Genomic DNA, 24,376 nt, shown 5'->3' with positions numbered 1-24,376 from the left:
GCCCGCATGAGCACCGTCCCTGTCACCACCTGGTCCCTGGAACAGACCTCGCCCGCCGACCTGCTGCCGGCCGCCGCCCCCGAGGGCGACGTCCGCATCGTCCGCGCCGAGGTCCCCTCCCCCGAGTTCAGCCGCTTCCTGTACACCGCGGTCGGCGGCGACATCCGCTGGACCGACCGCCTCGGCTGGAACTACGCCCGGTGGCAGGAGCAGCTGGACCGTCCCGGTGCGGAGACCTGGGTGGCCTACGACCGCGGCACGCCCGCCGGGTACGTCGAGCTGAACCCGCAGGACGACGGCGTCGTCGAGATCATCCTCTTCGGCCTGATCCCCGCCTTCCGCGGCCGCCGCATCGGGGGCCATCTGCTGTCGTACGGGGCGGCCCGCGCGTGGGATCTGGCGGAGCGGTGGCCTGAGCGGACGCCGACCAAGCGGGTGTGGCTGCACACGTGCAGCAAGGACGGCGAGTTCGCCATGGACAACTATCAGCGGCGAGGGTTCAGGCTGTTCGACACGAAGGTGGAGCTGGAGCCGGAGGTTGCTGCGCCTGGGTTCTGGCCGGGGGCGTAAAGGATCACCACCGCCGTGACGATCCGGATCCGGGTGTCGCCGGTTCGGACACAGCTCACGAGACGGTTCTGACAGTACGTACGAGACCCACATCACAGCGTCCCGGCATTCGAGACAGTCATGTCCAGAATACGGATAACAGTGGACTGCCCAGAGATCCCCGTGACAGGCTTCCGTCATGTCTGGAACTGGAATTGCCTTGGTGAGTCGGCGGCACGTCGACCTCGGCCGCATGTCCAGCGCCATCTGTCCGGCGAGCTGACCGCCCCAGCACCGCCGATCTCCTCGTACACCTGATTCCTGCCTGCGCAACGCCGCGCACGCCTGCCCGCGTGCCCATATGTGCAGGTCAGAACCGCTTCCCGCCTGTCCGAAGGACGTAGAACCATGGCCGCCAACCCGCAGAACCCCGCCGCGTCCGCGCCCGGCCGCAAGGTGAGCCGTCACCGCGGCGAGGGTCAGTGGGCCGCGGGTCACTTCACCCCGCTCAACGGCAACGAGCAGTTCAAGAAGGACGACGACGGTCTCAATGTGCGGACACGCATTGAGACGATCTACTCCAAGCGCGGCTTCGACTCCATCGACCCCAACGACCTGCGCGGGCGGATGCGCTGGTGGGGTCTTTACACCCAGCGTCGGCCCGGGATCGACGGCGGCAAGACCGCGATCCTGGAGCCGGAGGAGCTGGACGACGAGTACTTCATGCTGCGGGTGCGGATCGACGGCGGGCGGCTGTCGACGCAGCAGCTGCGGGTGATCGGAGAGATCTCGCAGGAGTTCGCGCGGGGCACCGCGGACCTCACCGACCGGCAGAACGTGCAGTTCCACTGGATCCGGATCGAGGACGTCCCGGAGATCTGGGAGCGCCTGGAGGCCGTCGGGCTGTCCACCACCGAGGCCTGCGGTGACACGCCCCGCGTGATCCTCGGCTCGCCGGTCGCCGGCATCGCCGCGGACGAGATCATCGACGGCTCCCCGGCGGTCGAGGAGATCAACCGCCGGATCGTCGGCAACAAGGCGTTCTCGAACCTGCCCCGCAAGTTCAAGTCCGCGGTCTCCGGCTCGCCGCTGCTGGACGTGGCGCACGAGATCAACGACGTCGCGTTCGTCGGAGTCGTCCACCCCGAGCACGGCCCCGGCTTCGACCTGTGGGTCGGCGGCGGCCTGTCCACCAACCCGAAGATCGGCGTGCGGCTCGGCGCCTGGGTGCCCCTGGACGAGGTCCCGGACGTCTACGAGGGTGTCATCTCGATCTTCCGTGACTACGGATACCGCAGGCTGCGCACGCGCGCGCGGCTGAAGTTCCTCGTCGCCGACTGGGGTGCGGAGAAGTTCCGGCAGGTGCTGGAGGACGAGTACCTGCAGCGCAAGCTGGTCGACGGTCCGGCGCCCGCGCAGCCCGTGGAGCGCTGGCGCGACCACGTCGGTGTGCACCGGCAGCAGGACGGGCGGTTCTACGTCGGTTTCGCCCCGCGCGTCGGACGCGTCGACGGTACGACGCTGGCGAAGATCGCCGATGTCGCCGAGGCGCACGGCTCGGGCCGGGTGCGTACCACCGTCGAGCAGAAGATGATCGTGCTGGACGTCGAGGAGGCGCAGGTCGAGTCCCTGGTGGCCGGTCTCGAGGCGCTGGATCTCAGCGTCAGCCCGTCCCCGTTCCGGCGCGGCACCATGGCCTGCACCGGCATCGAGTTCTGCAAGCTCGCCATCGTGGAGACCAAGGCGCGCGGCATCTCGCTGATCGACGAACTGGAGCGCCGCCTTCCGGAGTTCGACGAGCCGATCACGATCAACATCAACGGCTGCCCGAACGCCTGCGCCCGTATCCAGGTGGCGGACATCGGTCTCAAGGGCCAGCTGGTCCTCGACGACAACGGTGAGCAGGTCGAGGGCTTCCAGGTGCACCTCGGCGGCGCGCTGGGCCTGGAGGCGGGCTTCGGCCGCAAGGTCCGCGGTCTGAAGGTCACTTCGCAGGAGCTGCCCGACTACGTCGAGCGCGTCCTGAAGCGCTACCAGGCGGAGCGCGAGGACGGCGAGCGGTTCGCCACCTGGGCGGCGCGGGCGTCCGAGGAGGCACTGTCGTGAGCGAGCGGGCCGCACCTTTCTACTGCCCCTACTGCGGTGACGAGGACCTGCGTCCCGGTGAGCAGGGCCATGGCGCCTGGGAGTGCGGGGCGTGCAACCGCGCATTCCAGCTGAAGTTCCTCGGGCTGCTCACCCGGGGTCTTCAGCGAGCCGACAACGGAGGGGACGACCGGACATGACGACGGCTCAGGAACAGCGTACGACCGAGGAGTTGAAGCAGCTCGCCGAGCAGGCGGGCCGCGACCTGGAGGACGCCTCCGCGCTGGAGATCCTCCAGTGGGCGGTGGACACCTTCGGCAAGCGGTTCTGCGTCACCTCCTCCATGGAGGACGCGGTGGTCGCCCATCTGGCCTCCCGCGTGCTGAAGGGCGTCGACGTCGTCTTCCTCGACACCGGCTACCACTTCCCGGAGACCATCGGCACCCGGGACGCGGTCGACGCCGTGATGGACGTCAACGTCATCACCCTCACACCGCGGCAGACGGTCGCCGAGCAGGACGCGGAGTACGGCCCGAAGCTGCACGACCGCGATCCCGACCTGTGCTGTGCGTTGCGCAAGGTCCGGCCGCTGGAGGAGGGCCTCAAGGGCTACGCGGCATGGGCGACGGGCCTGCGCCGCGACGAGTCCCCGACCCGGGCGAACACCCCGGTGGTCGGCTGGGACGAGAAGCGGCAGAAGGTCAAGATCTCCCCGATCGCCCGCTGGACCCAGGACGACGTGGACGCCTACGTCACCGAGCACGGCGTGCTGACCAACCCGCTGCTGATGGACGGCTACACCTCCGTCGGCTGCGCCCCGTGCACCCGCAGGGTCCTGGAGGGCGAGGACGCGCGGGCCGGCCGCTGGGCGGGCCGGGCCAAGACCGAGTGCGGGCTGCACGGATGACGGCGCCCACAGCAACCCACACCTCTCCCACAGTTCCGACTGTTCCTGCTGTTCCTGCTGTTCCCGAAGCGACCACTGCGACCCAGGAGAACCACGTGACCACCGGAGCCACCGTCTGGCTCACGGGTCTGCCGAGCGCCGGCAAGACCACCATCGCGTACGAGCTGGCCGGCCGGCTGCGTGCCGACGGCCACCGCGTCGAGGTGCTCGACGGGGACGAGATCCGCGAGTTCATCTCGGCGGGCCTCGGCTTCAGCCGCGAGGACCGGCACACCAACGTGCAGCGCATCGGCTTCGTCGCCGAGCTGCTGGCCCGCAACGGCGTCAAGGCGCTCGTCCCGGTGATCGCCCCCTACGCGGACAGCCGCCAGGCGGTGCGCGAGCGCCACGCGGAGAACGGGACGTCGTACCTGGAGATCCATGTGGCGACCCCGGTCGAGGTGTGCTCGGTACGGGACGTGAAGGGGCTGTACGCCAAGCAGGCCGCGGGCGAGCTGTCGGGGCTCACGGGGGTCGACGACCCCTACGAGGAGCCCGAGACGCCCGATCTGCGGATCGAGTCGCAGCACCAGACCGTGCAGGAGTCCGCGGCCGCGGTCCACGCGCTGCTCACCGAAAGGGGACTGGCATGACGACCGTCGCCACGGTCGAGGAAGGTACGGCCAGCCCGTACGCCCTCACCCACCTGGACGCCCTCGAGTCCGAGGCGGTGCACATCTTCCGCGAGGTGGCGGGCGAGTTCGAGAACCCGGTGATCCTGTTCTCCGGTGGCAAGGACTCCATCGTCATGCTGCACCTCGCGCTGAAGGCGTTCGCCCCGGCGGCGATCCCCTTCTCGCTGCTCCATGTGGACACCGGACACAACTTCCCCGAGGTGCTGGAGTACCGGGACCGTGTGGTCGCCGCACATGGGCTGCGCCTCCATGTCGCCTCCGTACAGGACTACATCGACCGCGGTGTGCTGAAGGAACGTCCCGACGGCACCCGCAACCCGCTGCAGACGCTCCCGCTGACGGAGCGGATCCAGAGCGAGAAGTTCGACGCGGTCTTCGGCGGCGGCCGCCGCGACGAGGAGAAGGCCCGGGCCAAGGAGCGCGTCTTCTCGCTGCGGGACGAGTTCTCCCAGTGGGACCCGCGGCGCCAGCGGCCCGAGCTGTGGAACCTGTACAACGGCCGCCACGCGCCCGGCGAGCACGTCCGCGTGTTCCCGCTCAGCAACTGGACCGAGCTGGACGTCTGGCAGTACATCGCCCGCGAGGGCATCGAGCTGCCCGAGATCTACTTCGCGCACGAGCGCGAGGTGTTCCAGCGGGCCGGCATGTGGCTGACGGCCGGCGAGTGGGGCGGTCCGAAGGAGTCCGAGACCGTCGTGAAGCGTCTGGTCCGCTACCGGACCGTCGGTGACATGTCCTGCACGGGCGCCGTCGACTCCGACGCGACCACGCTGGACGCCGTCATCGCCGAGATCGCCGCCTCCCGGCTCACCGAGCGCGGCGCCACCCGCGCCGACGACAAGCTCTCCGAGGCCGCGATGGAAGACCGCAAGCGCGAGGGGTACTTCTAAGCATGAGCACGACCACGACCGAGGCGCTCCCGGCCACCACCCTGCTGCGGTTCGCCACCGCCGGCTCCGTCGACGACGGCAAGTCCACGCTGGTCGGACGGCTGCTGCACGACTCCAAGTCGGTCCTCACCGACCAGCTGGAGGCCGTGGAGCGCGCGTCCGCGAGCCGCGGCCAGGACGGCCCGGACCTCGCGCTGCTCACCGACGGCCTGCGCGCCGAGCGCGAGCAGGGCATCACCATCGACGTGGCCTACCGCTACTTCGCCACGCCCCGGCGCCGGTTCATCCTCGCCGACACGCCCGGCCATGTGCAGTACACCCGCAACATGGTCACCGGCGCCTCCACGGCCGAGCTGACGGTGGTCCTGGTCGACGCCCGCAACGGCGTGGTCGAGCAGACCCGCCGGCACGCGGCGATCGCCGCGCTGCTGCGCGTGCCGCACGTGGTCCTCGCCGTCAACAAGATGGACCTGGTCGGCTACCAGGAGTCCGTGTTCGCCGCGATCGCCGAGGAGTTCACGGCGTACGCGACCGAGCTGGGCGTCCCGGAGATCACCGCGATCCCGATCTCGGCGCTCGCCGGCGACAACGTGGTGGAGCCGTCCGCCACCATGGACTGGTACGGCGGCCCGACCGTCCTGGAACACCTGGAGACCGTCCCGGTCAGCCATGACCTGGCGCACTGCCACGCCCGGCTGCCCGTGCAGTACGTGATCCGTCCGCAGACCGCCGAGCACCCGGACTACCGGGGCTACGCGGGCCAGATCGCGGCCGGCACCTTCCGCGTCGGCGACCCGGTCACGATCCTGCCCTCCGGCCGTACGACGACGATCTCCGGCATCGACCTGCTCGGCGAGCTGGTCGACGCGGCGTGGACGACGCAGTCGGTGACCGTGCTGCTGACCGACGACGTCGACGTCTCGCGCGGCGACCTGATCGTGCCGACCAAGGACGCGCCGGCCACCACGCAGGACGTGGAGGCGACCGTCTGCCACGTCGCCGACCAGCCGCTGACCGTCGGGCACCGGGTGCTGCTCAAGCACGGCACCCGCACGGTCAAGGCCATCGTCAAGGACATCCCGTCCCGCCTCACGCTCGACGACCTGTCCCTGCACCCGCACCCGGGACGGCTCGTCGCCAACGACATCGGCCGCGTGAAGATCCGCACCGCGGAGCCGCTGCCGGTGGACTCGTACGCCGATTCGCGTCGCACGGGCTCGTTCATCCTGATCGACCCGAACGACGGCACCACGCTCACCGCGGGCATGGTCGGCGAGTCATTCGCCTCCCCGGAGCCGGTCAAGGACGAGGCCGAGGCCGACGGGTGGGACTTCTGACATGAACTCCACCGACTACTACTCCACGTTCGCGAAGGAGGGCGGCCGCGTCGGCAGCGGTGCTCTCGGCAGCGGGCAGGGCGGAGTGGCGCGATGTGTGCGCTGACGTACGCGCACCGCTCGCGCGCCCTCACCCCCCACCGCCGTAGACGAAGACCTGCCGACCTCCCGGCCACGACCTGAGAGACCGTGACCGCCGGGCCTCCGAGAGGAACACCTCCCGTGCCTGCTACATCCGCTCTTCGCCGTACCTTCGCGGTCATAGCCGCGCTCCCCCTCCTCACGCTCGCCGCCTGCAGCTACGGTTCCCAGGCCGACAAGGACGACACGGCCAAGGTCGCCGCCGGGGCCAAGAAGACCGACGGGCTGGACTCCGTCAGGATCGGTTACTTCGGGAACCTGACGCACGCCACCGCGCTTGTCGGCTTCCAGAAGGGCTACTTCCAGAAGGAACTGGGAGCCACCAAGGTCACGCCGGCGATCTTCAACGCCGGTCCGTCCGAGATCGAGGCGCTCAACTCGGGCTCCATCGACATCGGTTGGATCGGTCCCTCGCCCGCGATCAACGGTTACACCAAGTCCGGCGGCAGCAACCTGAAGATCATCGGCGGTTCGGCGTCGGGCGGGGTGAAGCTGGTCGTCAACCCGAAGAAGATCAAGTCCCTCAAGGACGTCAAGGGCAAGAAGATCGCCACCCCGCAGCTGGGCAACACGCAGGACGTGGCGTTCCTCAACTGGGCCGCGGAGCAGGGCTGGAAGGTCGACGCACAGAGCGGCAAGGGTGACGTCACGGTCGTCCGCACGGACAACAAGATCACCCCGGACGCCTACAAGGCCGGTTCGATCGACGGCGCCTGGGTGCCGGAGCCGACCGCGTCCAAGCTGGTCGCCGAGGGCGGCAAGGTGCTGCTCGACGAGGCGTCGCTGTGGCCCGACAAGAAGTTCGTGATCACGAACATCATCGTGCGGCAGGCCTTCTTGAAGGAGCACCCGAAGGCCGTCGAGGCGGTCCTGAAGGCCTCGGTCGAGGCCAACAAGTGGATCAACGCCAACCCGGACGAGGCGAAGGCCGCGGCGAACAAGCAGCTCGGGACCGACTCCGGCAAGGAGCTGCCCGCCGACGTCCTGGACCCGGCGTGGAAGTCGATCCAGATCACCGACGACCCGCTGGCCGCCACGCTCGACACCGAGGCGGAGCACGCGGTCAAGGCCGGTCTGCTGGAGAAGCCCGATCTGAAGGGCATCTACGACCTCACGATCCTCAACAAGGTCCTCAAGGGCGAGGGCGAGAGCACGGTCGGCGACGCCGGTCTCGGCAGCTGACGCAGGTACCCGACGAGTTCCCAGGAGGTGACGACCATGGCCACGACCACGACTCTCGCCAAGGCCGCCGAGTCGGTCGAGTACGCGGCACGCCTTGAGCATGTCTCGAAGTCCTTCGCGACACCGGGCGGGCAGCAGCTCGTCCTGGACGACATCAGCATCGATGTGGCTCCGGGCGAGTTCGTCACCCTCCTGGGGGCCTCGGGCTGCGGCAAGTCCACGCTGCTGAACCTGGTGGCGGGGCTCGACCGGCCCACCGCGGGCTCCATCACGACGGACGGGCGTCCGGCCCTGATGTTCCAGGAGCACGCCCTGTTCCCGTGGCTGACCGCGGGCAAGAACATAGAACTCGCCCTGAAGCTCAGGGGGGTTCCCAGGCCCGAGCGGCGCGGCAAGGCCGAGGAGCTGCTCGAACTGGTCCGGCTCAGGGGCGCGTACGGCAAGCGCGTGCACGAGCTGTCGGGCGGTATGCGGCAGCGCGTGGCGATGGCGCGCGCGCTGGCGCAGGAGAGCAACCTGCTGCTGATGGACGAGCCGTTCGCGGCCCTCGACGCCATCACCCGGGACGTGCTGCACGACGAGCTGACCCGGATCTGGGCGGAGACCGGCCTCTCCGTCCTGTTCGTCACGCACAACGTGCGCGAGGCGGTGCGGCTCGCGCAGCGGGTGATCCTGCTGTCCTCCCGACCGGGCCGGATCGCGCGCGAGTGGAGCGTGGACATCCCGCAGCCGCGGCGCATCGAGGACGCGCCCGTGGCCGAACTGTCCCTTGAGATCACCGATGTACTGCGTGGGGAGATCCGCCGCCATGGCCAGCACTGAGACGACAGCGGCTCAGGACGCCGGGAGCGTCGAGGCGGGCCTCGACGCGCTGGAGACCACGGCCACCGGCCGCCCGCCGTTCCGCAAGACCTTCGTCGACAAGATCCTGCCGCCGATCATCGCGGTCGCCGTGGTCCTCGTCGCCTGGTATCTCCTGTACCCGATCGTCGACAACCCGACGAAGCTGCCCTCGCCGGGCGCCGTGGGGAGCGCGTTCCGGGACTCCTGGCTGAAGGGCGAACTGCTCGGCTACATCTGGACCAGTGTCTCGCGCGGTCTGCTGGGCTTCGCCTTCGCGCTGCTCATCGGCACCCCGCTGGGCCTGCTGGTGGCCCGGGTGAAGTTCGTGCGCGCGGCCATCGGCCCGATCCTGTCCGGCCTCCAGTCGCTGCCGTCGGTGGCGTGGGTGCCGCCGGCCGTGATCTGGCTGGGCCTGAACAACTCGATGATGTACGCGGTGATCCTGCTCGGCGCGGTCCCGTCCATCGCCAACGGTCTGGTGTCCGGCGTCGACCAGGTGCCGCCGCTGTTCCTGCGGGCGGGCCGCACGATGGGCGCGACGGGCGTCAAGGGCATCTGGCACGTCACACTGCCGGCCGCGCTGCCCGGCTATGTGGCGGGCCTGAAGCAGGGCTGGGCGTTCTCGTGGCGCTCCCTGATGGCCGCGGAGATCATCGCGTCCTTCCCCGACCTCGGTGTGGGCCTCGGCCAGCTGCTGGAGAACGCGCGCACCGTCAGCGACATGGCCATGGTCTTCGAGGCCATCCTGCTCATCCTGTTCGTCGGCATCGCCATCGACCTGCTGCTCTTCAGCCCGCTGGAGCGGTGGGTGCTGCGCAGCCGCGGCCTGCTGGTGAGGGGCTGAGGCACAGCATGCGCAACCCGGTCCGCCCCGTGCTCGTGGTGATCGCCCACGGCAGCCGCGATCCGCGGCACGCAGCGACCGTGCACGCGCTCGTGCAGCGCGTACGGTCGCTGCGGCCGGGCCTGCGCGTGGAGACCGGGTTCCTGGACTTCAACATCCCTTCCGTGCAGGGGGTGCTGGAGTCGCTCGCGGCGGAGGGAGTGCGGGACGTCGTGGCGCTGCCGCTGCTGCTGACCCGCGCCTTCCACGCGAAGGCCGACATCCCCGCCGTCCTGCGGGACGCGCCGCCGCAGCTGTGCATCCGCCAGGCGGAGGTGCTGGGCCCGTCCCCGCTGCTGCTGTCGGCGCTGGAACGACGCCTCCACGAGGCGGGACTGACGCCCGCCGACAAGTCCTCGACCGGGGTCGTACTGGCCTCGGCGGGGTCCTCCGACCCGGAGGCGATCGCAGTGATCGCCGACATCGCGCGGGAGTGGTGGCACACCGGTTGGTGCGCCGTGCGACCTGCGTTCGCCTCCGCATCCCTTCCCCGCACCGAGGACGCCGTACGGCAGCTGCGTGCCCTCGGCTGCAAGCGGGTGGCCGTGGCGCCGTACGTGCTGGCCCCCGGTTTCCTGCCCGACCGCATCGCACGCGGCGCGGCCGGGGCGGACGTCCTGGCGGACGTACTGGGCCCGGCGCCCGAGGTGGCACGGGTGCTGCTGGAGCGGTACGACGAGGCACGGCTGCCGCTGCCGGCGGTGCTCGGCGCCTGACGGCCCGGCGGCCTGACGACCGCTCATCCGGTTGTTCCCGTCCCGGCCTGCCCGGTTTCCCCGAATCCCCTTCCTGGTCACGTCCGGATCTGCTGGGATGGTCCCTCGAGGCACTATCTCGGGGGAGAACGGTTCGCGTGGCCGGTCAGGAGTTCGGGCATCACCTGGGGCTGCCCAGGGCCCTGTCGGGTCTGCCGCTGAGCCCCCTCGTACCCGGTTACGGCAGCCTGGCCGCCGCCCAGCACGCGGCGGGGTTACGTCATCTCGGCGAGGTCCTGGGCGCCTCCCCCGCGGGGTTACGGGTCCTGGACGGGCTGTTCGTGCCGTCGGGGCCGCGGGGTCGGCGCCGGGTGGACGGGCTGTACCTGGACGGTCTCGCGCACGGGCCGGGACCGGGCGCCCCGCTCGCCCGTCGGCTGGCCGAACTGCACCGGCGCGATCCGCAGGCCCTGCGCCGGGTCGTCCTCTACCAGCTGATAGGTCTGCTCCAGGACCACCCGCCGTCCCAACGCCCCCGCATCGCGGCCGAGTCGGGGGTGCACGCCGACGAGATCGACGGGCTGGTGGCGGCCGCCCGGCTGCGCCCCGCCCTCGACCGGCGCCGGCGCGATGCCGCCGAATCGCTCGGCGACGCCCTGGAGCGGCGGAAGCTGCACCGGCTGCGGAGCCTGCTCGACCGGCTGCCCACGGGCGGCGGCGACCCCGCGCTGGCCGCGCTGCGATCGGACGTGGCCGAGCAGATGGGCCTGGTCGAAGACCTGTTACGGTCCGCCCGGCGGGCCGAGGAGCAGGGCGACCAGGACGGCGCGAGCGGCGCGTACCTGCAAGCACTGTGCGGGGCGGCCGACGACCGGCGCGCCCTGCGCGGCCTGGTCCGCCTGCACCGGCCCGAGTCCGGCCACCACCCCCTGCTGCGCGCCGAACTGCGCCCGGATCACGTGGAGGTGAGCTGGCAGGACCGGCACGACGTCCCCGGCGAGTGGCGGCTGCTGCGGCTGTACCGCACGGAGCGGGGCAGACCCGCCGTACGGAGTGTGCCCGGCGCGGACCCGACTGCGGCCGGGACCGTACGGGACAAGGACGCCCCGCTGGGCTCCGGGGTGCGGTACGCGGCCCTACCGCTGCGGGACGGCCGGGTGGCGGGCCCGCCACTGGTGTCGCGCCGGCTGCTGGTCACTCCGGAGGTGGGACGCCCGGTACTGACGGACGGCCCGGCCCGCATCCACTGCTCCTGGCAGCGACCGACGGGCGCGATCGACGTCACGGTCGAGCACATGGGCCCGGACAGAGCCCCCATCCGCCACGCCGGGAGGCTGACGGGCGCCACCGGCAACACCGCCGCGCCCGCGGTCCCGGCCAAGCCCCCGCTCCGCCCCGCCCAGCGACCAGCGGACGCACCCAAGAGCCCGGACGAAGCCACCATCCGCCACGCGCGGAGGCCAGCGGACGCCACCGGCAACACCGCCGAGCGCACGGGCCCAGACAAGGCACCCCACCGCCCAGCCCAGCAATCAGCCGACGCACCCAAAGACCCGGACGAAGCCACCATCCGGCTCGTTCGGCGGCCCGACGGGTTCACGGTCACCGGGCTGCCGGCGGGCCCGCACTCGTTCCGGATCGTCTGTCACTACCGGGCGCTGGACGGCAGCCGGGTCGCCTCCCCGGGCCTGCGAGTGACCGGTACCGTCCACGCCTGGCCGGAGCCTGTGCGCAGTCTCGACGCGCGGGCCGACGGCGGAGCCGTGCGGTTCGAGTGGAGCGGTGGGCAGGGTGCCGAGGTGAGGCTGGTGGTGTGGCCCGGGCAGGCGCCGGCGCCGGGCACGGAGTTGCGTGCGCGGGAGCTGCCGGCCGCGCTGGACTGGCCCGAGAAGGCCGGCGCCCTGTGCCCTCCGCCGGGCACGTACACCGAGGTCGCCGCCGTCGCCGTACTCGGTGCGCGGGCGCTGGCCGGGCCGGCCGTCGGCGTGGAGGCCGTACACGCCGCGCCCGGGCTCACGGTCGAGCGGCTGCCGGACGGGCAGGCGCGGATCATGCTGGACTGGCCCGAGGGCGTCGGGCACGTCGTGGTCGGCTGGGCGGGCCTGGACGGCGCGGAGGGCGGCGGGGAGCGGATCCTGACCGCGCACGCCTACCGGCGCGGCGGGCTGCGGCTGCCCGTCGGCCCGGGGGCCGTGCGGATCCGGGCGGCGACCGTGCCCCGGGTGCCGGGCGCCGTCGTGGTGGTGCCGGACGCGGCCGAGGCGCTGCTGCCGTCCGACGCCGCGATCCGGTACCAACTGGTGCGTACGAAACGGCGGTTCCTCGGCCGAGGCGGCGGCCGCACCCTGCTCCGGGTCACCATGGCCTCGCCCGGCGCGCCCGGAGACGTACCGGAGTTCGTGTGCGTCGCGCGCAGCGGTACCCTGCGCCCGCGCAGCCCCGCCGACGGCACGACCGTTCTGCGGATACCCGGGCCCGACCTGGCGCGGCACGGGACCGTCGAACAGGAGCTGCCGACCTCCCCCTGCCCGGCCCCCTACACCCTGCGCGGCTTCCTGCTCGGGGAGCATGCGACCTCGGTGCGACTCGAAGAACCCCCTCTCGCCAGCCTGGTGGTGCGCTGAGCCATGACGACCGTGATCTGCCCCTACTGCTTCGCCCGCGCGTCGGCGGCCAAGCTGCCGTACCGCTGCCTGATGACCCCGAGCGGGGTGCGCGGCGGCGCGCCCTGCGGGCCCGAACGTGACGACGCCTGGGCCGGGTTCATGGGTCCCGGCGTGCCTCCGGCAGCCCGGATGCGCGGGCCCGTGTTCACCCCCGCGCGCAAGGTCGCGGGGCTCGGCGGCGGGGGCAGCAGTGTGCCCTGCCCGCAGTGCGGGGTGCCCACGCCGGTGCGGGTGTGCGGGTCCTGCCACAGCGATCTGCCGAGCGACTACTGCGACCAGGACAGCCGGATCATCGCGCTGGTCGGCGCGAAGGCGTCCGGCAAGAGCACCTATGTGTCCGTGCTGGTCAACGAGTTGAACCAGCGGGTGGGGCAGGCCTATCACGCCTCGCTCGCGGCGATGGGGCAGAGCACGCAGACGCGGGACAAGGAGATGGCCGAGGACCTGTACGAGCGGCTGCGGCTGCCGGACGCCACCCGGCCGGCCGCGCTCGGCTTCAACGACCCGCTGCTGTACCGGCTGAGCCTGCCCCGCAAGGGCCTGCTGGGCGGCGCCGGGACCCGGCACACCACGCTGGTCTTCTTCGACGCGGCTGGTGAAGACCTCGCGGGCGCCGAGGCGATGGACCGCTACACCCGTTACCTCGGCGCCGCCGACGGGATCATCCTGCTCGTCGACCCGCTCCAACTCGGCTCGGTGCGCGACCGGTTGGCGGTGCACGAGGGGCCGCCGCTGCCGGTGGTGGAGACCTCGCCGCAGCAGATCGCCGCCGACCTGGCCGCCCAGCTGCGGGCCCACGGCAGGGGGAGGACACGGGGGCGGGTGTCCACGCCGATCGCGGTGGCGGTCACCAAGACAGACATGCTCAGACCCCTGCTGGACCCCCACTCCCCGCTGCTGCACAACGCCCCGCACAGCGCCGGCACCTACGACGGCGAGGACCGGCTGGCCGTGCACGAGGAACTCCGCTCCCTGCTGACCGACTGGGACTCCGGCGCGCTGCTGCGCCAACTGGAACTGGACTTCGCCGAGTTGTCCCTGTTCGGGCTGTCCGCACTGGGGGCGCCGCCGCCCGCGGACGCCCCGGCGGACGTACCGAAGTCGGGTCCGCAGCCGGTGCGGGTGGAGGATCCGCTGCTGTGGCTGCTGTCCCGGCGCGGACTGCTGCCCGTGCGCGCGGCGGGGAAGGGGCGTGCCAAGTGAGCCTCGCCCAGCTTCACTACACCTCGGCGCCGCCCGGTCCGGACGGGTCGGGCTTCCGGTTCACCGCGGTCAGCCCCGGCGTACCGCAGACGCTGCTGCGGGAGGCGGAGCAGCTCATCGGGTACGAGCCGCCGCGCGACCTGCCCGCCCGCCCGGACGCCGAGCAGCTGAAGGGCTTCCCGAAGGCCTTCAGCTGCAGTGAACTGTCCGACGGCGGAAGGCTGTTGAGCCGGTCGGTGTACACCGGAGCGGACTACAGCGGGCGGTGGGGCAACTTCCACGCCCACGCCCTGCATCTGCCGCCCGGGGTACGACTGCCGGACGGGGCGCTGCCCATCACGGCCTGGGAGTCGCCGCGTTGGGCCGACGCCACTCCCCCGGACGGGCAGCCCCAGCCGGTGGACCGGTTCGAGCCGTCGGGTCTGCTGCGCCGGGACGGGCTGGTGGCCTTCGCCCGGTCCCGCGCGGACCGGCTCGCCGCGTTCTTCGCGGACCTGCGCGCCCTGACCGAGGAGACGGACACCCGGCAGATCGTCCTCGTGGAGCACGACAGCGCCGACGTGGCCCAGTGGATCGCTCTGGCCTGCACCGTCCTGCCGCGCGAGCGGGCGCACCGGCTGACCTTCACCACGTACACGCGGCGTCCGCAGCAGGCCCGTCAGCAGATCGTCGGGGCGCTGCCGTCCTCGGAGCCGGTCGGCCACGACCACCGGTTCCGGGTGCACGACTGCACCGCCCGGACCGACGAGGAGCCCGTCCAGGACGCCTGGGCCGACGTGTGCGCGCGGGTCTGGGTGGCCGGCCGGCCCGAGTTGTTCCGCGACAGCTCCGGCGAGCTGGGCCCGCTAGCGGTGGCCGCGCTCGTCCAGGGCATCGGGCTGCGCGCCGACGGGCGTGCGGCGGCGGCCCGTTGGGCGGCGGACCACGCGTTCACCCTGCTCCCGGAGACGCTCCCCGTGTTGATCGCGGCCCTGGCCGGCAGGAGCGGCAAGGGACCCGGCGGACACGACACGCGTCACAGCTTCACGGGCCAGGACCGGAGCGGACAGGACACGCGGTACAGCTCCACCGGACAGGACCGGGGCGGCCAGGACACGCGGTACAGCCCCACCGGTACGCCCCTGGACGACGAACCGGCCGCGCTGGCGGCCCTGTCGGCCCGGCTGGACGGCCAGGTGCCCACCACCGTGTCGGCGCCGCTCGCCGCCCGTGTGCTGGCCACGGCCGTGCTCGGCCGGGGCCCGGTGCCCCCGCTGGTCGCGGGCTCGCTGACCCCCGCGCTCCGCGCCGAGCTGGCCCGGGACCTGGCTCCGGCCCTGCGGCAGGGCATCGCCGATGCGACCGAACCGGCCGCCGGCCGGCCCCTCGCCCTGCTGCGCGTCGCCGACCTGCTCGACGTGGACTGCACAGAGGCGCTACCGGAGTTCGCGGGGCGCATCGCCCGGGACCTGGTGAGCGAGCGGACCGGGGAGCCGACGGCTGCGGAACCGGAGACCGAGGAACCGGCGGTCGAGAAACCGGCGGCCGAGGAGTCGTCCCCCGACGGCCCGAACGTTCCCGCCGCCCTCCTCGACGCCGTGCACGGTCACCCCGCGCTGCGCACCGCCCTGTTCGGCGCTCTGGACGCGCTCGCCGCCGCCAATCCCCCGGGCGCCGCAGACCGGTTGGCGGGGTCCGGGCTGCCGGTCTCGCTCGACTCCGGTTTCCCGCACCTGCGGATGTGCGTCCAGGCCGACGGGGCGCGTCGGTCCGGCGGCGACCGACGGCGCCGGTTCCACGACGTGCTGCGCACCGCCGGGGTCTCGCCACACGCCGAACCGGCAGTCCTGCGCACCGCGTTCCTCCTGGTGTGGCCGGACGGCCTGCCCACCGGGGAGGAGGCGAGCCTGCTGCTGAGCGAGCTGGGCTCGGACGCGCACCGGCTGGCCGGCACCTGGGACCTGCTGGTCGAGGCCGCCCTCGCCGCCCCGGCCGACGACCCCGCCGTACCGGTCCTCGCCGCCGACCTGCTGCGCTGCTTCACCACGGAGCTGGGGCCCGCGCACCGGGCGCCGCTGCTGCTGCTGGAGTACGCAGGGCTGCTCGACGCCGGCCAGGACGTCGAGGGCTGGGTGGAGCACGTGCGGCGGCTGCGGGACGGTGCGGCAGAGCCCGCACCCGAGCCGGTGACGCAGCGGGTGTACGACGCCGTCGCCCGCCGGCTGCTGGCCGTCCCGGCGCCGGGGAGCGAGGCCGACGCCGCGCCGTGCCCGGCGGTGTCCGAGAGCGAGCTGTACGCGCTGGCCCGCTCGGGCGATCCGGGGCTGCTGGCCGCGTACGAGCGGGTGGCGCGCGGGGACCGGGTGGGCGAGCGGCTGCGGACCGTGCCGTCGTACGTGGCCGCCTGTTTCGGCGACTGGAGCGCGTACCCGCAGACGCACCCGGCCTGGGAGGCGACGCGCACGACCCTGCTGGCCAAGGTGCTGCGGCCGGTCGTGCGGGTGCTGCCCGACGAGGACCGGAACGCGGTCGAGGAGGCGCTGCGCCGCACCGGCCGGGGCCGGCTGGACGCCTACCGCGCCTGGAACCGCCCCGGTGCGCTGGGCCGGCTCGCGGGCCGGCTGACCGGGCGGGGGCGGCGCGAGGAGCGGCAGACGACCTGGTACGGCGATGTGGAACCGCCGGACGGGGGAGGCCGCCGATGAACGTGGGCGGGGACGACAACGCAGGTGTGCTGGTCCTGGTGCTCCTGGCCCTGTTCGGCTGGGCCGGGGTCGTGGCCGTCGCGGTGTGCGTGTCCCGCACGCTGTGGGAGTTCCTCGGGCGCGGGGTGCAAGCCGTGTGGCACGGGCTCGGGCCCTGGCAGGCGGGCCGCACCGACCCGCGGCTCGCGGCGGTCGGGAACAGTGAGCCCGCGCATCTCGCCTACTGGTGGCGGCAGTCGTGGGCGGACGCGGTGTCCGCGGGGCTCGCCGGGATGCGGGCCGTCTGGTCCGGCCTCGCCGATCCGTGGCTGAGCCGGACCCTGCGCAACCTGTTCCAGGGGCGCCGCGCCTCGGGTGTGCGCGTCACGGCGCCGCTGTACCGGCTCCTGCTGGCCGTGCTGATCGCGCCCGGTACGGCCGCGGGCGCGCTGGTCGGCGCCGCGCTGGCCACCCTGCTGCTCGGCGCGGTGCTGGTGCTGTTCGCGCTGCTGCTGGCCGTGGTGTGGCTGGGCTGGGCCGCCGGTGTGCCCGTGCTGCGCGGGGTGGAGCGCAGTTGGCTGCTGCTGCGCGGCATCCGCGTCAAGTGCCCGCACCCCGGCTGCTACGCACCGGTCCCGCTGGCGCTGCACCGCTGCCCCAGCTGTCAGGCGATGCATGCCGAGTTGCGGCCCGGGCGGTACGGGGTGCTGTGGCACGTGTGCCGGTGCGGGCACCGGATGCCGGCCTCGCGGCTGCTGGGGCGCGGGAGGCTCACGGCACTGTGTCCGCGCTGCGAGCAGTTCCTGCCCCGGGCCGCGGGCACCATGCGTGTGGTGCACACCCCGCTGGTCGGCGGTACCTCGTCGGGCAAGACGATGCTGATGGCGGCCATGGTCGAGGGGCTGCACTCCTGGTCCCGGCAGGGCGAACTGCGCGTCGAGTACGCCACCGTCGACGACCAGCGCACCCAGACCGGCCTCAACCAGGAGCTGAACAGCACCGGTTGGGCCCACGCCACCACCGGCGGCCAGCCGCGCGCCATGATGCTGACGGTTGCCCGGGGCCGCAGGCGGCGCCTGCTGTACCTGTACGACCCGATGGGCGAGCAGGTGAGCGACGCCGAACGGGTGCGCGCCCAGCGGTACCTGGCGCACGCGGACGGGGTTGTCCTGGTCGCCGACGTGCTGGCCGATCCCAAGGTACGCGGCCGGCTGGACCCCGCGGAGACCGAGCGGACGGACCGGGCGCGGCCCTCGGCGCAGGGTCCCTGGGAGACGTACCAGCGGCTCACCGGGGAGCTGGCGGCGCTCACCGGCCGGCGGTCCCGGATGTCCGTGGCCACCGTGGTCACCAAGCGGGACGTGCTGGACCGGCTGACCTCGCTGCCGGTGCCCGGTCCACGCATCGACGACTGGCTCGCCGACGTCGGTCTGGGCGCGCTGGTCCGCGCCCTCGGCCATGACTTCGGGGCGGCCCGCTACTGGGCGGTCAGCGCCCACGCGGCCACCGGCACCGGGCCGCTGGAGAGCGAGCAGCGCCGGGCCGCCGAGCCGGTGCTGTGGCTGCTCGCGGCCTCGGGGCTGCGCACCGGCCCGCTCACCGGATCCGGCGCCGGCGGCGGCCGGCCGCCCAGGCAGCGGCGGCGGCCGGACGACGCCGAGAAGGGGAGGTACAGCCCGGCATGAACCAGGTCACCCCCTCCGTCTCGCGGGCCCGGCGGGCGCTGGCGGGCCTCTTCGTCACCGCCCTGGTCCTGGCGGTGGCCGCGCTCGCCTACGGCGTACGGCTGCTGCTGCCCTGACCGACCCGAACTCCCCATCACCTGAGAGGAATCACGGCGTGAGCGACATTCCCGGCGGGGCCATGGCCAACCGGCCGGTCCACTTCATCTGGCTGCTCGACTGCTCGTACTCGATGCAGGGCGAGAAGATCGCGAAGCTCAACTACGCGATCAGAGAGGCCATCCCGGAGATGCGGTCGGTGGCCCACGACAACCCGGCGGCCCAACTGCTGCTGCGGACCGTCACCTTCTCCACCATGGCCCAGTGGCACCACCAGACCCCGGTCCCGGTCGACGACTTCACCTGGCAGGACGTGCAGGTCGACGGCATGACCAACCTCGGTGAGGCGCTGCACCTGGTGGCGCGGGAGCTGCAGACCCCGCCGATGCCGCAGCGGGCGCTGAAGCCGGTGCTGGCGCTGGTCTCGGACGGGGTGCCCACCGACGACTGGCGGGCGGGTCTGAAGGCCGTCGACGCGAGTCCCTGGGGCCGCAAGGCGGTGCGGGTCGCCATCGCGATCGGCGCGGACGCGGACCGCGGGGTGCTCCAGGAGTTCCTCGGCAATCCCGAACTGCAGCCGCTGGACGCCAACAGCCCCAAGCAGCTGGCCGCCGCGATCCGGTGGGCGTCCACGGCGGCCGTGAAGGCGGCCTCCCAGCCGGTCCTGGGCGACAGCTCGGGCAAGACCCTGACCATGGCCAAACAGCCGTACGCACCGCCGGTGCTGGACGACGACGATGACGACGACGTGTGGTGACGCTCGGGGTGCGACGGTGGGAGACGCTCGCGGACAGCGTCCAGGGGGTCAACAAGCGGCGCAACCAGGACTGGTACGAGTGCCGGGGTACCGGATCCGATGAGGATCCGCTGGTTCTCGCCGTGGCGGACGGGCACGGCTCGGCGGTGCACGCGCGCAGCGAGCTGGGCGCGCGGTTCGCCGTGGACCGGTTCGTGGGTCTCGCCGCCCACTTCGGCCGGGCGGCGCACGACTGTCACGAGCCGGGGCGGCTGGCCCGGCTGATGACGTACGCCCGGGACGACTTCCCGCGCGCGCTGGTGCACGAGTGGCGGCAGGCGGCCCTCGGGCACTGGGACCGCAACCGTCCGGTCGTCGAGGAGGCGTCCCGGGAGCCGGGCCCCGAGGAGAAGCTGGTGCTGTACGGCACGACGCTGATCGGTGCCGTGCTCACGCCGTGGCTGTTCGTGGCCTGGCAGCTCGGCGACGGGGACCTCGCGGTGGTGGAGCACGACGGCACGCTGAGCCGGCCGCTCGCGCCCGCCGAGGAGGACCTGGGCGACGAGACGGAGTCGCTGTGCGGGCGCGAGGCCTGGCGGTCCATGCGGATGCACTGGGCGCCGGTGTTCGAGGAGGCGCGCGCCCCACGGCTGGTGGTGCTCTCCACGGACGGGCTGTCGAAGAGCTTCGCGTCGGCCGACGGGTACCGCGAGTTCGTCGCGGGCCTGGCCGGCCGGCTGGCCGAGGAGGGCGGTACGGGGGTGCGCAAGGTGCTGCCCGAGTGGCTGGCGCAGGCCGCGCGCTACTCGGGGGACGACACGACGCTTGCGGCGGCGCTGCGCTCGGCACAGGACGCCGTCGTGGACGACGTGGAGCAGGCTGCGGACACGGGTGGTCCGGTGGACACGGAAGAACGGAAGACGGAGACGTAGATGAGCGGCATGCTCGATGGCGGGACGCGCCTCACGGCTCAGACCGGTGACGAGGTCGAGATCGTCGACTTCCTCGGCGCGGGCGGCCAGGGCGAGGTGTACCGGGTCCGCACACCGGACGGGGAGCGGGCGCTGAAGTGGTACTACCCGACCTGCGCGACCGACGAACAGCAGGCGATCGTACGGGAGTTGGTCGCCCGGGACTTCGCCGACGACCGGTTCCTGTGGCCGGAGGCGTACGTGCCCGCGCACCGCGGCTCGTTCGGCTATCTGATGGGGCTGCGCCCGGACCGCTACAAGGGTCTTCCGGCGCTGTTCCGGCGGCAGTTGCGCACCAGCCCGCGCGCGCTGCTGACGGCCTGCCTGTACACGGTGGAGGCCTACCAGGCGCTGCACTCGCGGGGCATCGCCTACCGGGACATCTCCTGGGGCAACATCTTCTTCGACCCGGCCACCGGTGACGTGCTGGTCTGCGACAACGACAACGCGGTGGTGGAGGGGGACGCCAGCGGCATCTCGGGGACCATGGAGTTCATGGCGCCGGAGCTGGTGCGCGGCGACCCGGGGGCGCGCCCCGGCACCCAGTCCGACCTGCACTCGCTCGCCGTGCTGCTGTTCATGTTCCTGATGAACCATCACCCACTCAAGGGCAGGCGGGAGTTGGGCATCCACTGTCTGGACGAGGCGGCCGAGCGCAAGCTGTACGGCAGAAGTCCGCTGTTCGTGTTCGACCCGGCGGACAACTCCAACGCGCCGGACCCGATGGAGCACGCGACCGTGCTGGCCACCTGGGACGCGGCGGCGGGGACGCTGCAGGAGCTGTTCCGGCGGTCCTTCACGGTCGGGCTGCGCGATCCGGCGGCCCGGGTGCGGGAGTCCGAGTGGCGCAACGCACTGCGGGCGGTGCTGGACTCGGTGGTCGAGTGCGCCTCCTGCGGGCGGCAGAACATGACCGAGCCGGGCGAGAACCCGCCGCCCCGGCCCTGTTGGGGCTGTGGGGCGCTGCTGGTGCTCCCGCCGCGGCTGACGGTGACCACTCCCCCACCACGCACCGAGCACCACATCCGGCTGCGCCGGGGTGCCCGGGTGCAGGCCCATCATCTGCTGCCGGAGCCGGCGCGGCACGACTGCTCGGATGCCGCGCTCGTCGCGGAGCTGGTCGAACACCCCAAGAAGCCGGGCCGGTTCGGCATCGCGAACCGGTCGCGGCAGACCTGGACGGGCACCCGCTCCGACGGCACCGCGCAGAAGATCGATCCCGGTCAGACCGTGCCGCTCAGGGCGGGCCTGGAACTCGACCTCGGTGACGGGGTACGGGCGGTGGTGCGGGCCAAGTGAGGTGTGGACGGGGCCCCGTGACGGCGTCGGGGTCCCGTCCGCTCACAGGCCCATGACATGCATGAGCTGCTGGGTGAACGTGAGGCTGCCGGTGCCGGCGGCGGCGCCGATGCTGATGGCCTCCAGGGCGGAGCGGATGCGGCCGCGGTTCGGCGGACCGCCGTCCCCGACGGACTCCATCATCGCGCCGCGGATGGTCTCTCCGTGCCGCACGAGGCCCGGGTACTCGGCGTGCAGTGCCTCCAGCAGCCCGTCCGCGAGCCGGACAAGGGCCTCCGAGGCCGGGTCGTAGGGGTTGATCTCGATACGGCCGTGATCGCCGATGTTGGCGGGGCCGTTGATGTTCCCGAAGTTGTAGGTGCTCATCGTCCTGTCCTGACTCCTGCTTCGTGAGGGCCGGCGGGGCTGGGGTTATGACGTGGGCGGGCCGGAGCCGGCGGGTCCCGGTCCGCCCTGGGGTCCCGGTCCGCCGTGCGGCCCGGGACCCTGCTGACCGCCCATGGCGATCGTGCCGTTGTTGCCGAAGATGCTGGGACCGCTGACGTTACCGATGTTGTAGGTCTGTGTGCTGATGACCTGTAAAGCCTTGTCGTACGAACTGGTGTCGACATGGTGGTCCTGGAGGAACCGCTCCGTGGCGACGAGCACGCCCTGCTGGAGGCGGAACAGGAAGTCCTGTGCGTCCATCCGCTCGGTGTAGCCCGCCTCGTCCCAGGCGCCGAGATCCTCGCGCAGGCTGCCCTTGGCGCCGTAGTCGTACCGGACGTGCTGCTTGGTGATCGCCTTGCGCTGCCTGGCCAGCCACCGGTCGTGGTCGCGTCGCCAGCGGCTGCGCGCGGTCAACCGGCTGAGGGCGCCGCGCAGTTGGGGGCCGGTGTGGGAGGTGGCGTACTTGACGAGGTCCCACCAGCGTTCGCGGGGGGCCACCGGAAGGCGGTCCACGCGGTGGAAGCGGCCGTCCAGCGGGGGTATCGCGTAGGCGGCGACCTCCCAGGTCAGGCTGGGTGGCTGCAGGTTCGCCCGCAGGTACATGGAGACGATCATCCGGCCGCCCTCGCCGATACGTTCCAGGCACAGGTGGGTGCGCATGCCCGCGCCGGGGCTCTGCAGCCCCGCCTGCACCAGCTGCCTGGGTATCCGGGCGCGGGGTCTGCGGGTGCTGTCGGGGACCAGTTCGGGCAGGTAGCAGGCGTTGCTCCCGATGACGTAGAGCCGGTTCTGCGCCCGCAGGTTCGGCAGTCCGGAGATGGTCTCCAGGTGGCGGGCCACGTAGGTGTGCAGGTCGACGGCGTCGAAGGGCAGCAGCGGGAGCTTGCCGCCGGCGGGGTCGTCGGCGGGTCTGCTGACGTCGATGGGCTGCCAGACCAGCTCCTTGATCTTCTCGCCGCTGCCGACGAACGGCTTGGTCTGGGCGGACGCGTCCGCGTACGGCAGGACGTTGGCGCGTTTCAGCTCGTTCAGCCAGTCCTCCGCCTCGGCCTCCACGGGCGGCGCCGTCAGCTCGGGTTTCTCCGCGGAGTCGAACACCTCGCGTGCCGTGTCACGTCCCACGGACTCCTTGTGGTGGACCAGGGTCCAGGCGATCACGTACGCGCCGAGAGGGCCGAAAATCGCCACCCATCCGAGTGATCCGTGCCCGTTGACCAGAGCCCACCCTCCCGCCAGGACGGCGACCGGCACGACCACCGAGAGGCACGCCAGCCGGCGGTCGAGGGCGGCTCGGCGGCGGGCGGCCACGCGCGCGTGCCGGGCGAGGGCGACGAAGTTGATGCCGAGGCTCAGCCCCAGGGCGTCCAGCCGGTCCCCGGTGAGCGCCCGGTCCACGTACAGGGCGAAGTCGTCGTCGAGGTGTACCGAGGCGCACAGGCGCCGGGTCACCGAGTCCTTCCGGTACTGCGGCAGCGTGGGTAATGGTCTGCCCGGCACACTCATCCGCTCCCCCTCGACCGTTCCGCGCGCCTCACCCTAGGGACAACCCATGGGGTTTGTCGCGGGGTTCCGGAGAGCCGGGCCGCCGCGGTCCGGCGCTCCCCTGTGACGTCGGACCGCGGTCGGCTCTTGGTTCTGCGTCATCTCGGCCGGATGTGTCACTGGCAAAGGGACTTCGCCACACCGAAGGGGGTGTTTATCAGCCAACTCTTCTTCATCACCGGTCAATTGCCGTACAGGTCCGATCAGTCGAAGCGGAGGGCGCCCGCGCGGGTGCGCTTGAGTTCGAAGAAGTCGGGGTGGCGGGCCAACACCCGGAAGCTGTCGAAGAGTTCGGCCGCCTCGGCACCCCGCGGAATCGCGCGCAGGACGGGGCCGAACCACACCGTGCCGTCGACATGGATCGTGGGCGTGCCCACGTAGGCGCCCGAGTCCGGTTCGGCGCCCGCCTCGTGGCTACGGCGCACCGCGTCGTCGTACGACGGGTCGTGCGCGGCGGCCAACAGGTCTGCGGTGAGCCCGAGTTCGGCCAGGGACTCGGCGATCACGGTGTCGAAGTCCTTGATCCCCCGCTCATGGATCCGGGTGCCGAACGCGGTGTACAGGTCGCAAAGCACCTTCTCGCCGTGCCGCTCGGCGGTGGCCACGGCGACCCGGACCGGGCCGATCGAGCGGTCGACCAAGTCCCGGTACCAGTCCGGGAGTTCGTTGCCGATGTTGTGCAGGTACAGGCTCATGGCGTGGAAGCGGAGGTCGAGCGGCCGGGTGCGCTCGACCTCCAGCAGCCAGCGGGAGGTGATCCAGGCGAAGGGGCAGGCGGGGTCGAAGTAGAAGTCGACACGGGTCGGGTCGGGGCTCGTCGTACGGCTGTTCTCGCTGCGCGTCATGGCACCGACGCTAGTCCGCCAATGGTGCAGAATCCCGACCCAATCCGATGCTCCT

Annotated in this window: 22 protein-coding genes; 19 read left to right on the top strand and 3 right to left on the bottom strand. The window is 72.3% G+C overall.

Going from position 1 to position 24,376, the window contains the following annotated elements:
- Window positions 1-6: 6 nt before the first annotated feature.
- The 19 genes from ACFYZZ_RS01990 to ACFYZZ_RS01900 all read left to right on the top strand — a co-directional run bounded on the left by ACFYZZ_RS01990 (window position 7) and on the right by ACFYZZ_RS01900 (window position 21,505).
- Complete coding sequence (locus tag ACFYZZ_RS01990; protein ID WP_389170246.1) at window positions 7-570, top strand: GNAT family N-acetyltransferase; 564 nt, start codon at window positions 7-9, stop codon at window positions 568-570.
- Window positions 571-748: 178 nt separating this feature from the next.
- On the top strand, window positions 749-832 hold the full coding sequence (locus ACFYZZ_RS01985) for a putative leader peptide (protein WP_309486338.1): 84 nt from the start codon (window positions 749-751) through the stop codon (window positions 830-832).
- Between the two features lie 125 nt (window positions 833-957).
- Complete coding sequence (locus ACFYZZ_RS01980; protein WP_386575550.1) at window positions 958-2,655, top strand: nitrite/sulfite reductase; 1,698 nt, start codon at window positions 958-960, stop codon at window positions 2,653-2,655.
- Window positions 2,652-2,834 carry a hypothetical protein gene (locus ACFYZZ_RS01975; RefSeq protein ID WP_386575551.1) on the top strand — a complete coding sequence of 61 codons (183 nt, stop codon included), beginning with the start codon at window positions 2,652-2,654 and terminating at the stop codon, window positions 2,832-2,834. Before ACFYZZ_RS01980 ends, ACFYZZ_RS01975 begins: the two co-directional genes overlap by 4 nt.
- Window positions 2,831-3,541 carry a phosphoadenylyl-sulfate reductase gene (locus tag ACFYZZ_RS01970; RefSeq protein ID WP_389170243.1) on the top strand — a complete coding sequence of 237 codons (711 nt, stop codon included), beginning with the start codon at window positions 2,831-2,833 and terminating at the stop codon, window positions 3,539-3,541. The genes ACFYZZ_RS01975 and ACFYZZ_RS01970 overlap by 4 nt, the downstream gene beginning before the upstream one ends.
- The gene (cysC, locus tag ACFYZZ_RS01965) at window positions 3,538-4,173 is read left to right on the top strand and encodes an adenylyl-sulfate kinase (RefSeq protein WP_389170240.1); all 636 of its coding nucleotides are present in this window, start codon (window positions 3,538-3,540) and stop codon (window positions 4,171-4,173) included. Before ACFYZZ_RS01970 ends, cysC begins: the two co-directional genes overlap by 4 nt.
- Window positions 4,170-5,105, top strand: coding sequence for a sulfate adenylyltransferase subunit CysD (gene cysD, locus ACFYZZ_RS01960; protein ID WP_389170237.1), 936 nt, complete (start codon window positions 4,170-4,172; stop codon window positions 5,103-5,105). Before cysC ends, cysD begins: the two co-directional genes overlap by 4 nt.
- A gap of 2 nt (window positions 5,106-5,107) precedes the next feature.
- The gene (locus ACFYZZ_RS01955) at window positions 5,108-6,442 is read left to right on the top strand and encodes a sulfate adenylyltransferase subunit 1 (protein ID WP_389170236.1); all 1,335 of its coding nucleotides are present in this window, start codon (window positions 5,108-5,110) and stop codon (window positions 6,440-6,442) included.
- A gap of 222 nt (window positions 6,443-6,664) precedes the next feature.
- A complete protein-coding gene (locus ACFYZZ_RS01950; RefSeq protein WP_389170233.1) occupies window positions 6,665-7,765 on the top strand; it encodes an aliphatic sulfonate ABC transporter substrate-binding protein in 1,101 nt (366 codons plus the stop codon).
- A 36-nt stretch (window positions 7,766-7,801) separates the two neighbouring features.
- Complete coding sequence (locus tag ACFYZZ_RS01945) at window positions 7,802-8,587, top strand: ABC transporter ATP-binding protein (RefSeq protein ID WP_389170230.1); 786 nt, start codon at window positions 7,802-7,804, stop codon at window positions 8,585-8,587.
- Window positions 8,574-9,452, top strand: coding sequence for an ABC transporter permease (locus ACFYZZ_RS01940; RefSeq protein WP_389170227.1), 879 nt, complete (start codon window positions 8,574-8,576; stop codon window positions 9,450-9,452). Before ACFYZZ_RS01945 ends, ACFYZZ_RS01940 begins: the two co-directional genes overlap by 14 nt.
- A gap of 8 nt (window positions 9,453-9,460) precedes the next feature.
- Entirely contained in the window at window positions 9,461-10,207 is a 747-nt protein-coding gene (locus ACFYZZ_RS01935) for a sirohydrochlorin chelatase (protein ID WP_389170224.1), read from the top strand.
- Between the two features lie 137 nt (window positions 10,208-10,344).
- A complete protein-coding gene (locus tag ACFYZZ_RS01930; RefSeq protein WP_389170221.1) occupies window positions 10,345-12,810 on the top strand; it encodes a hypothetical protein in 2,466 nt (821 codons plus the stop codon).
- A gap of 3 nt (window positions 12,811-12,813) precedes the next feature.
- Window positions 12,814-14,055, top strand: coding sequence for a hypothetical protein (locus tag ACFYZZ_RS01925; protein WP_389170219.1), 1,242 nt, complete (start codon window positions 12,814-12,816; stop codon window positions 14,053-14,055).
- Entirely contained in the window at window positions 14,052-16,739 is a 2,688-nt protein-coding gene (locus tag ACFYZZ_RS01920; protein ID WP_389170216.1) for a GTPase-associated protein 1-related protein, read from the top strand. Before ACFYZZ_RS01925 ends, ACFYZZ_RS01920 begins: the two co-directional genes overlap by 4 nt.
- Window positions 16,736-18,403, top strand: coding sequence for a hypothetical protein (locus ACFYZZ_RS01915; RefSeq protein WP_389170213.1), 1,668 nt, complete (start codon window positions 16,736-16,738; stop codon window positions 18,401-18,403). Before ACFYZZ_RS01920 ends, ACFYZZ_RS01915 begins: the two co-directional genes overlap by 4 nt.
- 178 nt (window positions 18,404-18,581) lie before the next feature.
- Window positions 18,582-19,256, top strand: coding sequence for a tellurium resistance protein (locus tag ACFYZZ_RS01910; protein WP_389171959.1), 675 nt, complete (start codon window positions 18,582-18,584; stop codon window positions 19,254-19,256).
- Window positions 19,250-20,167, top strand: coding sequence for a PP2C family serine/threonine-protein phosphatase (locus ACFYZZ_RS01905; protein WP_389170210.1), 918 nt, complete (start codon window positions 19,250-19,252; stop codon window positions 20,165-20,167). Before ACFYZZ_RS01910 ends, ACFYZZ_RS01905 begins: the two co-directional genes overlap by 7 nt.
- The gene (locus tag ACFYZZ_RS01900) at window positions 20,168-21,505 is read left to right on the top strand and encodes a protein kinase (protein WP_389170207.1); all 1,338 of its coding nucleotides are present in this window, start codon (window positions 20,168-20,170) and stop codon (window positions 21,503-21,505) included. It begins immediately after the preceding gene.
- 42 nt (window positions 21,506-21,547) lie between these two features.
- Here ACFYZZ_RS01900 and ACFYZZ_RS01895 read toward each other — a convergent pair whose 3' ends face one another.
- From ACFYZZ_RS01895 to ACFYZZ_RS01885, 3 genes are all read right to left on the bottom strand, one after another.
- Window positions 21,548-21,871, bottom strand: coding sequence for a hypothetical protein (locus tag ACFYZZ_RS01895; RefSeq protein WP_386575565.1), 324 nt, complete (start codon window positions 21,869-21,871; stop codon window positions 21,548-21,550).
- Window positions 21,872-21,916: 45 nt separating this feature from the next.
- Window positions 21,917-23,437, bottom strand: coding sequence for a hypothetical protein (locus tag ACFYZZ_RS01890; protein ID WP_389170205.1), 1,521 nt, complete (start codon window positions 23,435-23,437; stop codon window positions 21,917-21,919).
- A 242-nt stretch (window positions 23,438-23,679) separates the two neighbouring features.
- Window positions 23,680-24,321, bottom strand: a complete 642-nt coding sequence (locus ACFYZZ_RS01885) for a DsbA family protein (protein WP_389170202.1) — start codon at window positions 24,319-24,321, stop codon at window positions 23,680-23,682.
- Window positions 24,322-24,376: the final 55 nt, after the last annotated feature.

The sequence above is a fragment of the Streptomyces sp. NPDC001816 genome, assembly GCF_042892235.1.
Taxonomy (GTDB): Bacteria; Actinomycetota; Actinomycetes; order Streptomycetales; family Streptomycetaceae; genus Streptomyces.
The sequence above is the reverse complement of the archived record's forward strand: the minus strand, read 5'-3'. Positions and strand labels throughout refer to the sequence as shown.

Excerpts from the sequence above, each read along its gene's own strand:
- ACFYZZ_RS01910 (WP_389171959.1), top strand. The coding sequence starts at position 18,582 with ATGGCCAACCGGCCGGTCCACTTCATCTGGCTGCTCGACTGCTCGTAC.
- ACFYZZ_RS01935 (WP_389170224.1), top strand. The coding sequence starts at position 9,461 with ATGCGCAACCCGGTCCGCCCCGTGCTCGTGGTGATCGCCCACGGCAGC.
- ACFYZZ_RS01990 (WP_389170246.1), top strand. The coding sequence starts at position 7 with ATGAGCACCGTCCCTGTCACCACCTGGTCCCTGGAACAGACCTCGCCC.
- ACFYZZ_RS01970 (WP_389170243.1), top strand. The coding sequence starts at position 2,831 with ATGACGACGGCTCAGGAACAGCGTACGACCGAGGAGTTGAAGCAGCTC.
- ACFYZZ_RS01980 (WP_386575550.1), top strand. The coding sequence starts at position 958 with ATGGCCGCCAACCCGCAGAACCCCGCCGCGTCCGCGCCCGGCCGCAAG.
- ACFYZZ_RS01940 (WP_389170227.1), top strand. The coding sequence starts at position 8,574 with ATGGCCAGCACTGAGACGACAGCGGCTCAGGACGCCGGGAGCGTCGAG.
- ACFYZZ_RS01985 (WP_309486338.1), top strand. The coding sequence starts at position 749 with ATGTCTGGAACTGGAATTGCCTTGGTGAGTCGGCGGCACGTCGACCTC.
- ACFYZZ_RS01900 (WP_389170207.1), top strand. The coding sequence starts at position 20,168 with ATGAGCGGCATGCTCGATGGCGGGACGCGCCTCACGGCTCAGACCGGT.
- ACFYZZ_RS01895 (WP_386575565.1), bottom strand. The coding sequence starts at position 21,871 with ATGAGCACCTACAACTTCGGGAACATCAACGGCCCCGCCAACATCGGC.
- ACFYZZ_RS01955 (WP_389170236.1), top strand. The coding sequence starts at position 5,108 with ATGAGCACGACCACGACCGAGGCGCTCCCGGCCACCACCCTGCTGCGG.
- cysC (WP_389170240.1), top strand. The coding sequence starts at position 3,538 with ATGACGGCGCCCACAGCAACCCACACCTCTCCCACAGTTCCGACTGTT.
- ACFYZZ_RS01945 (WP_389170230.1), top strand. The coding sequence starts at position 7,802 with ATGGCCACGACCACGACTCTCGCCAAGGCCGCCGAGTCGGTCGAGTAC.
- ACFYZZ_RS01915 (WP_389170213.1), top strand. The coding sequence starts at position 16,736 with ATGAACGTGGGCGGGGACGACAACGCAGGTGTGCTGGTCCTGGTGCTC.
- ACFYZZ_RS01890 (WP_389170205.1), bottom strand. The coding sequence starts at position 23,437 with ATGAGTGTGCCGGGCAGACCATTACCCACGCTGCCGCAGTACCGGAAG.
- ACFYZZ_RS01885 (WP_389170202.1), bottom strand. The coding sequence starts at position 24,321 with ATGACGCGCAGCGAGAACAGCCGTACGACGAGCCCCGACCCGACCCGT.
- cysD (WP_389170237.1), top strand. The coding sequence starts at position 4,170 with ATGACGACCGTCGCCACGGTCGAGGAAGGTACGGCCAGCCCGTACGCC.
- ACFYZZ_RS01925 (WP_389170219.1), top strand. The coding sequence starts at position 12,814 with ATGACGACCGTGATCTGCCCCTACTGCTTCGCCCGCGCGTCGGCGGCC.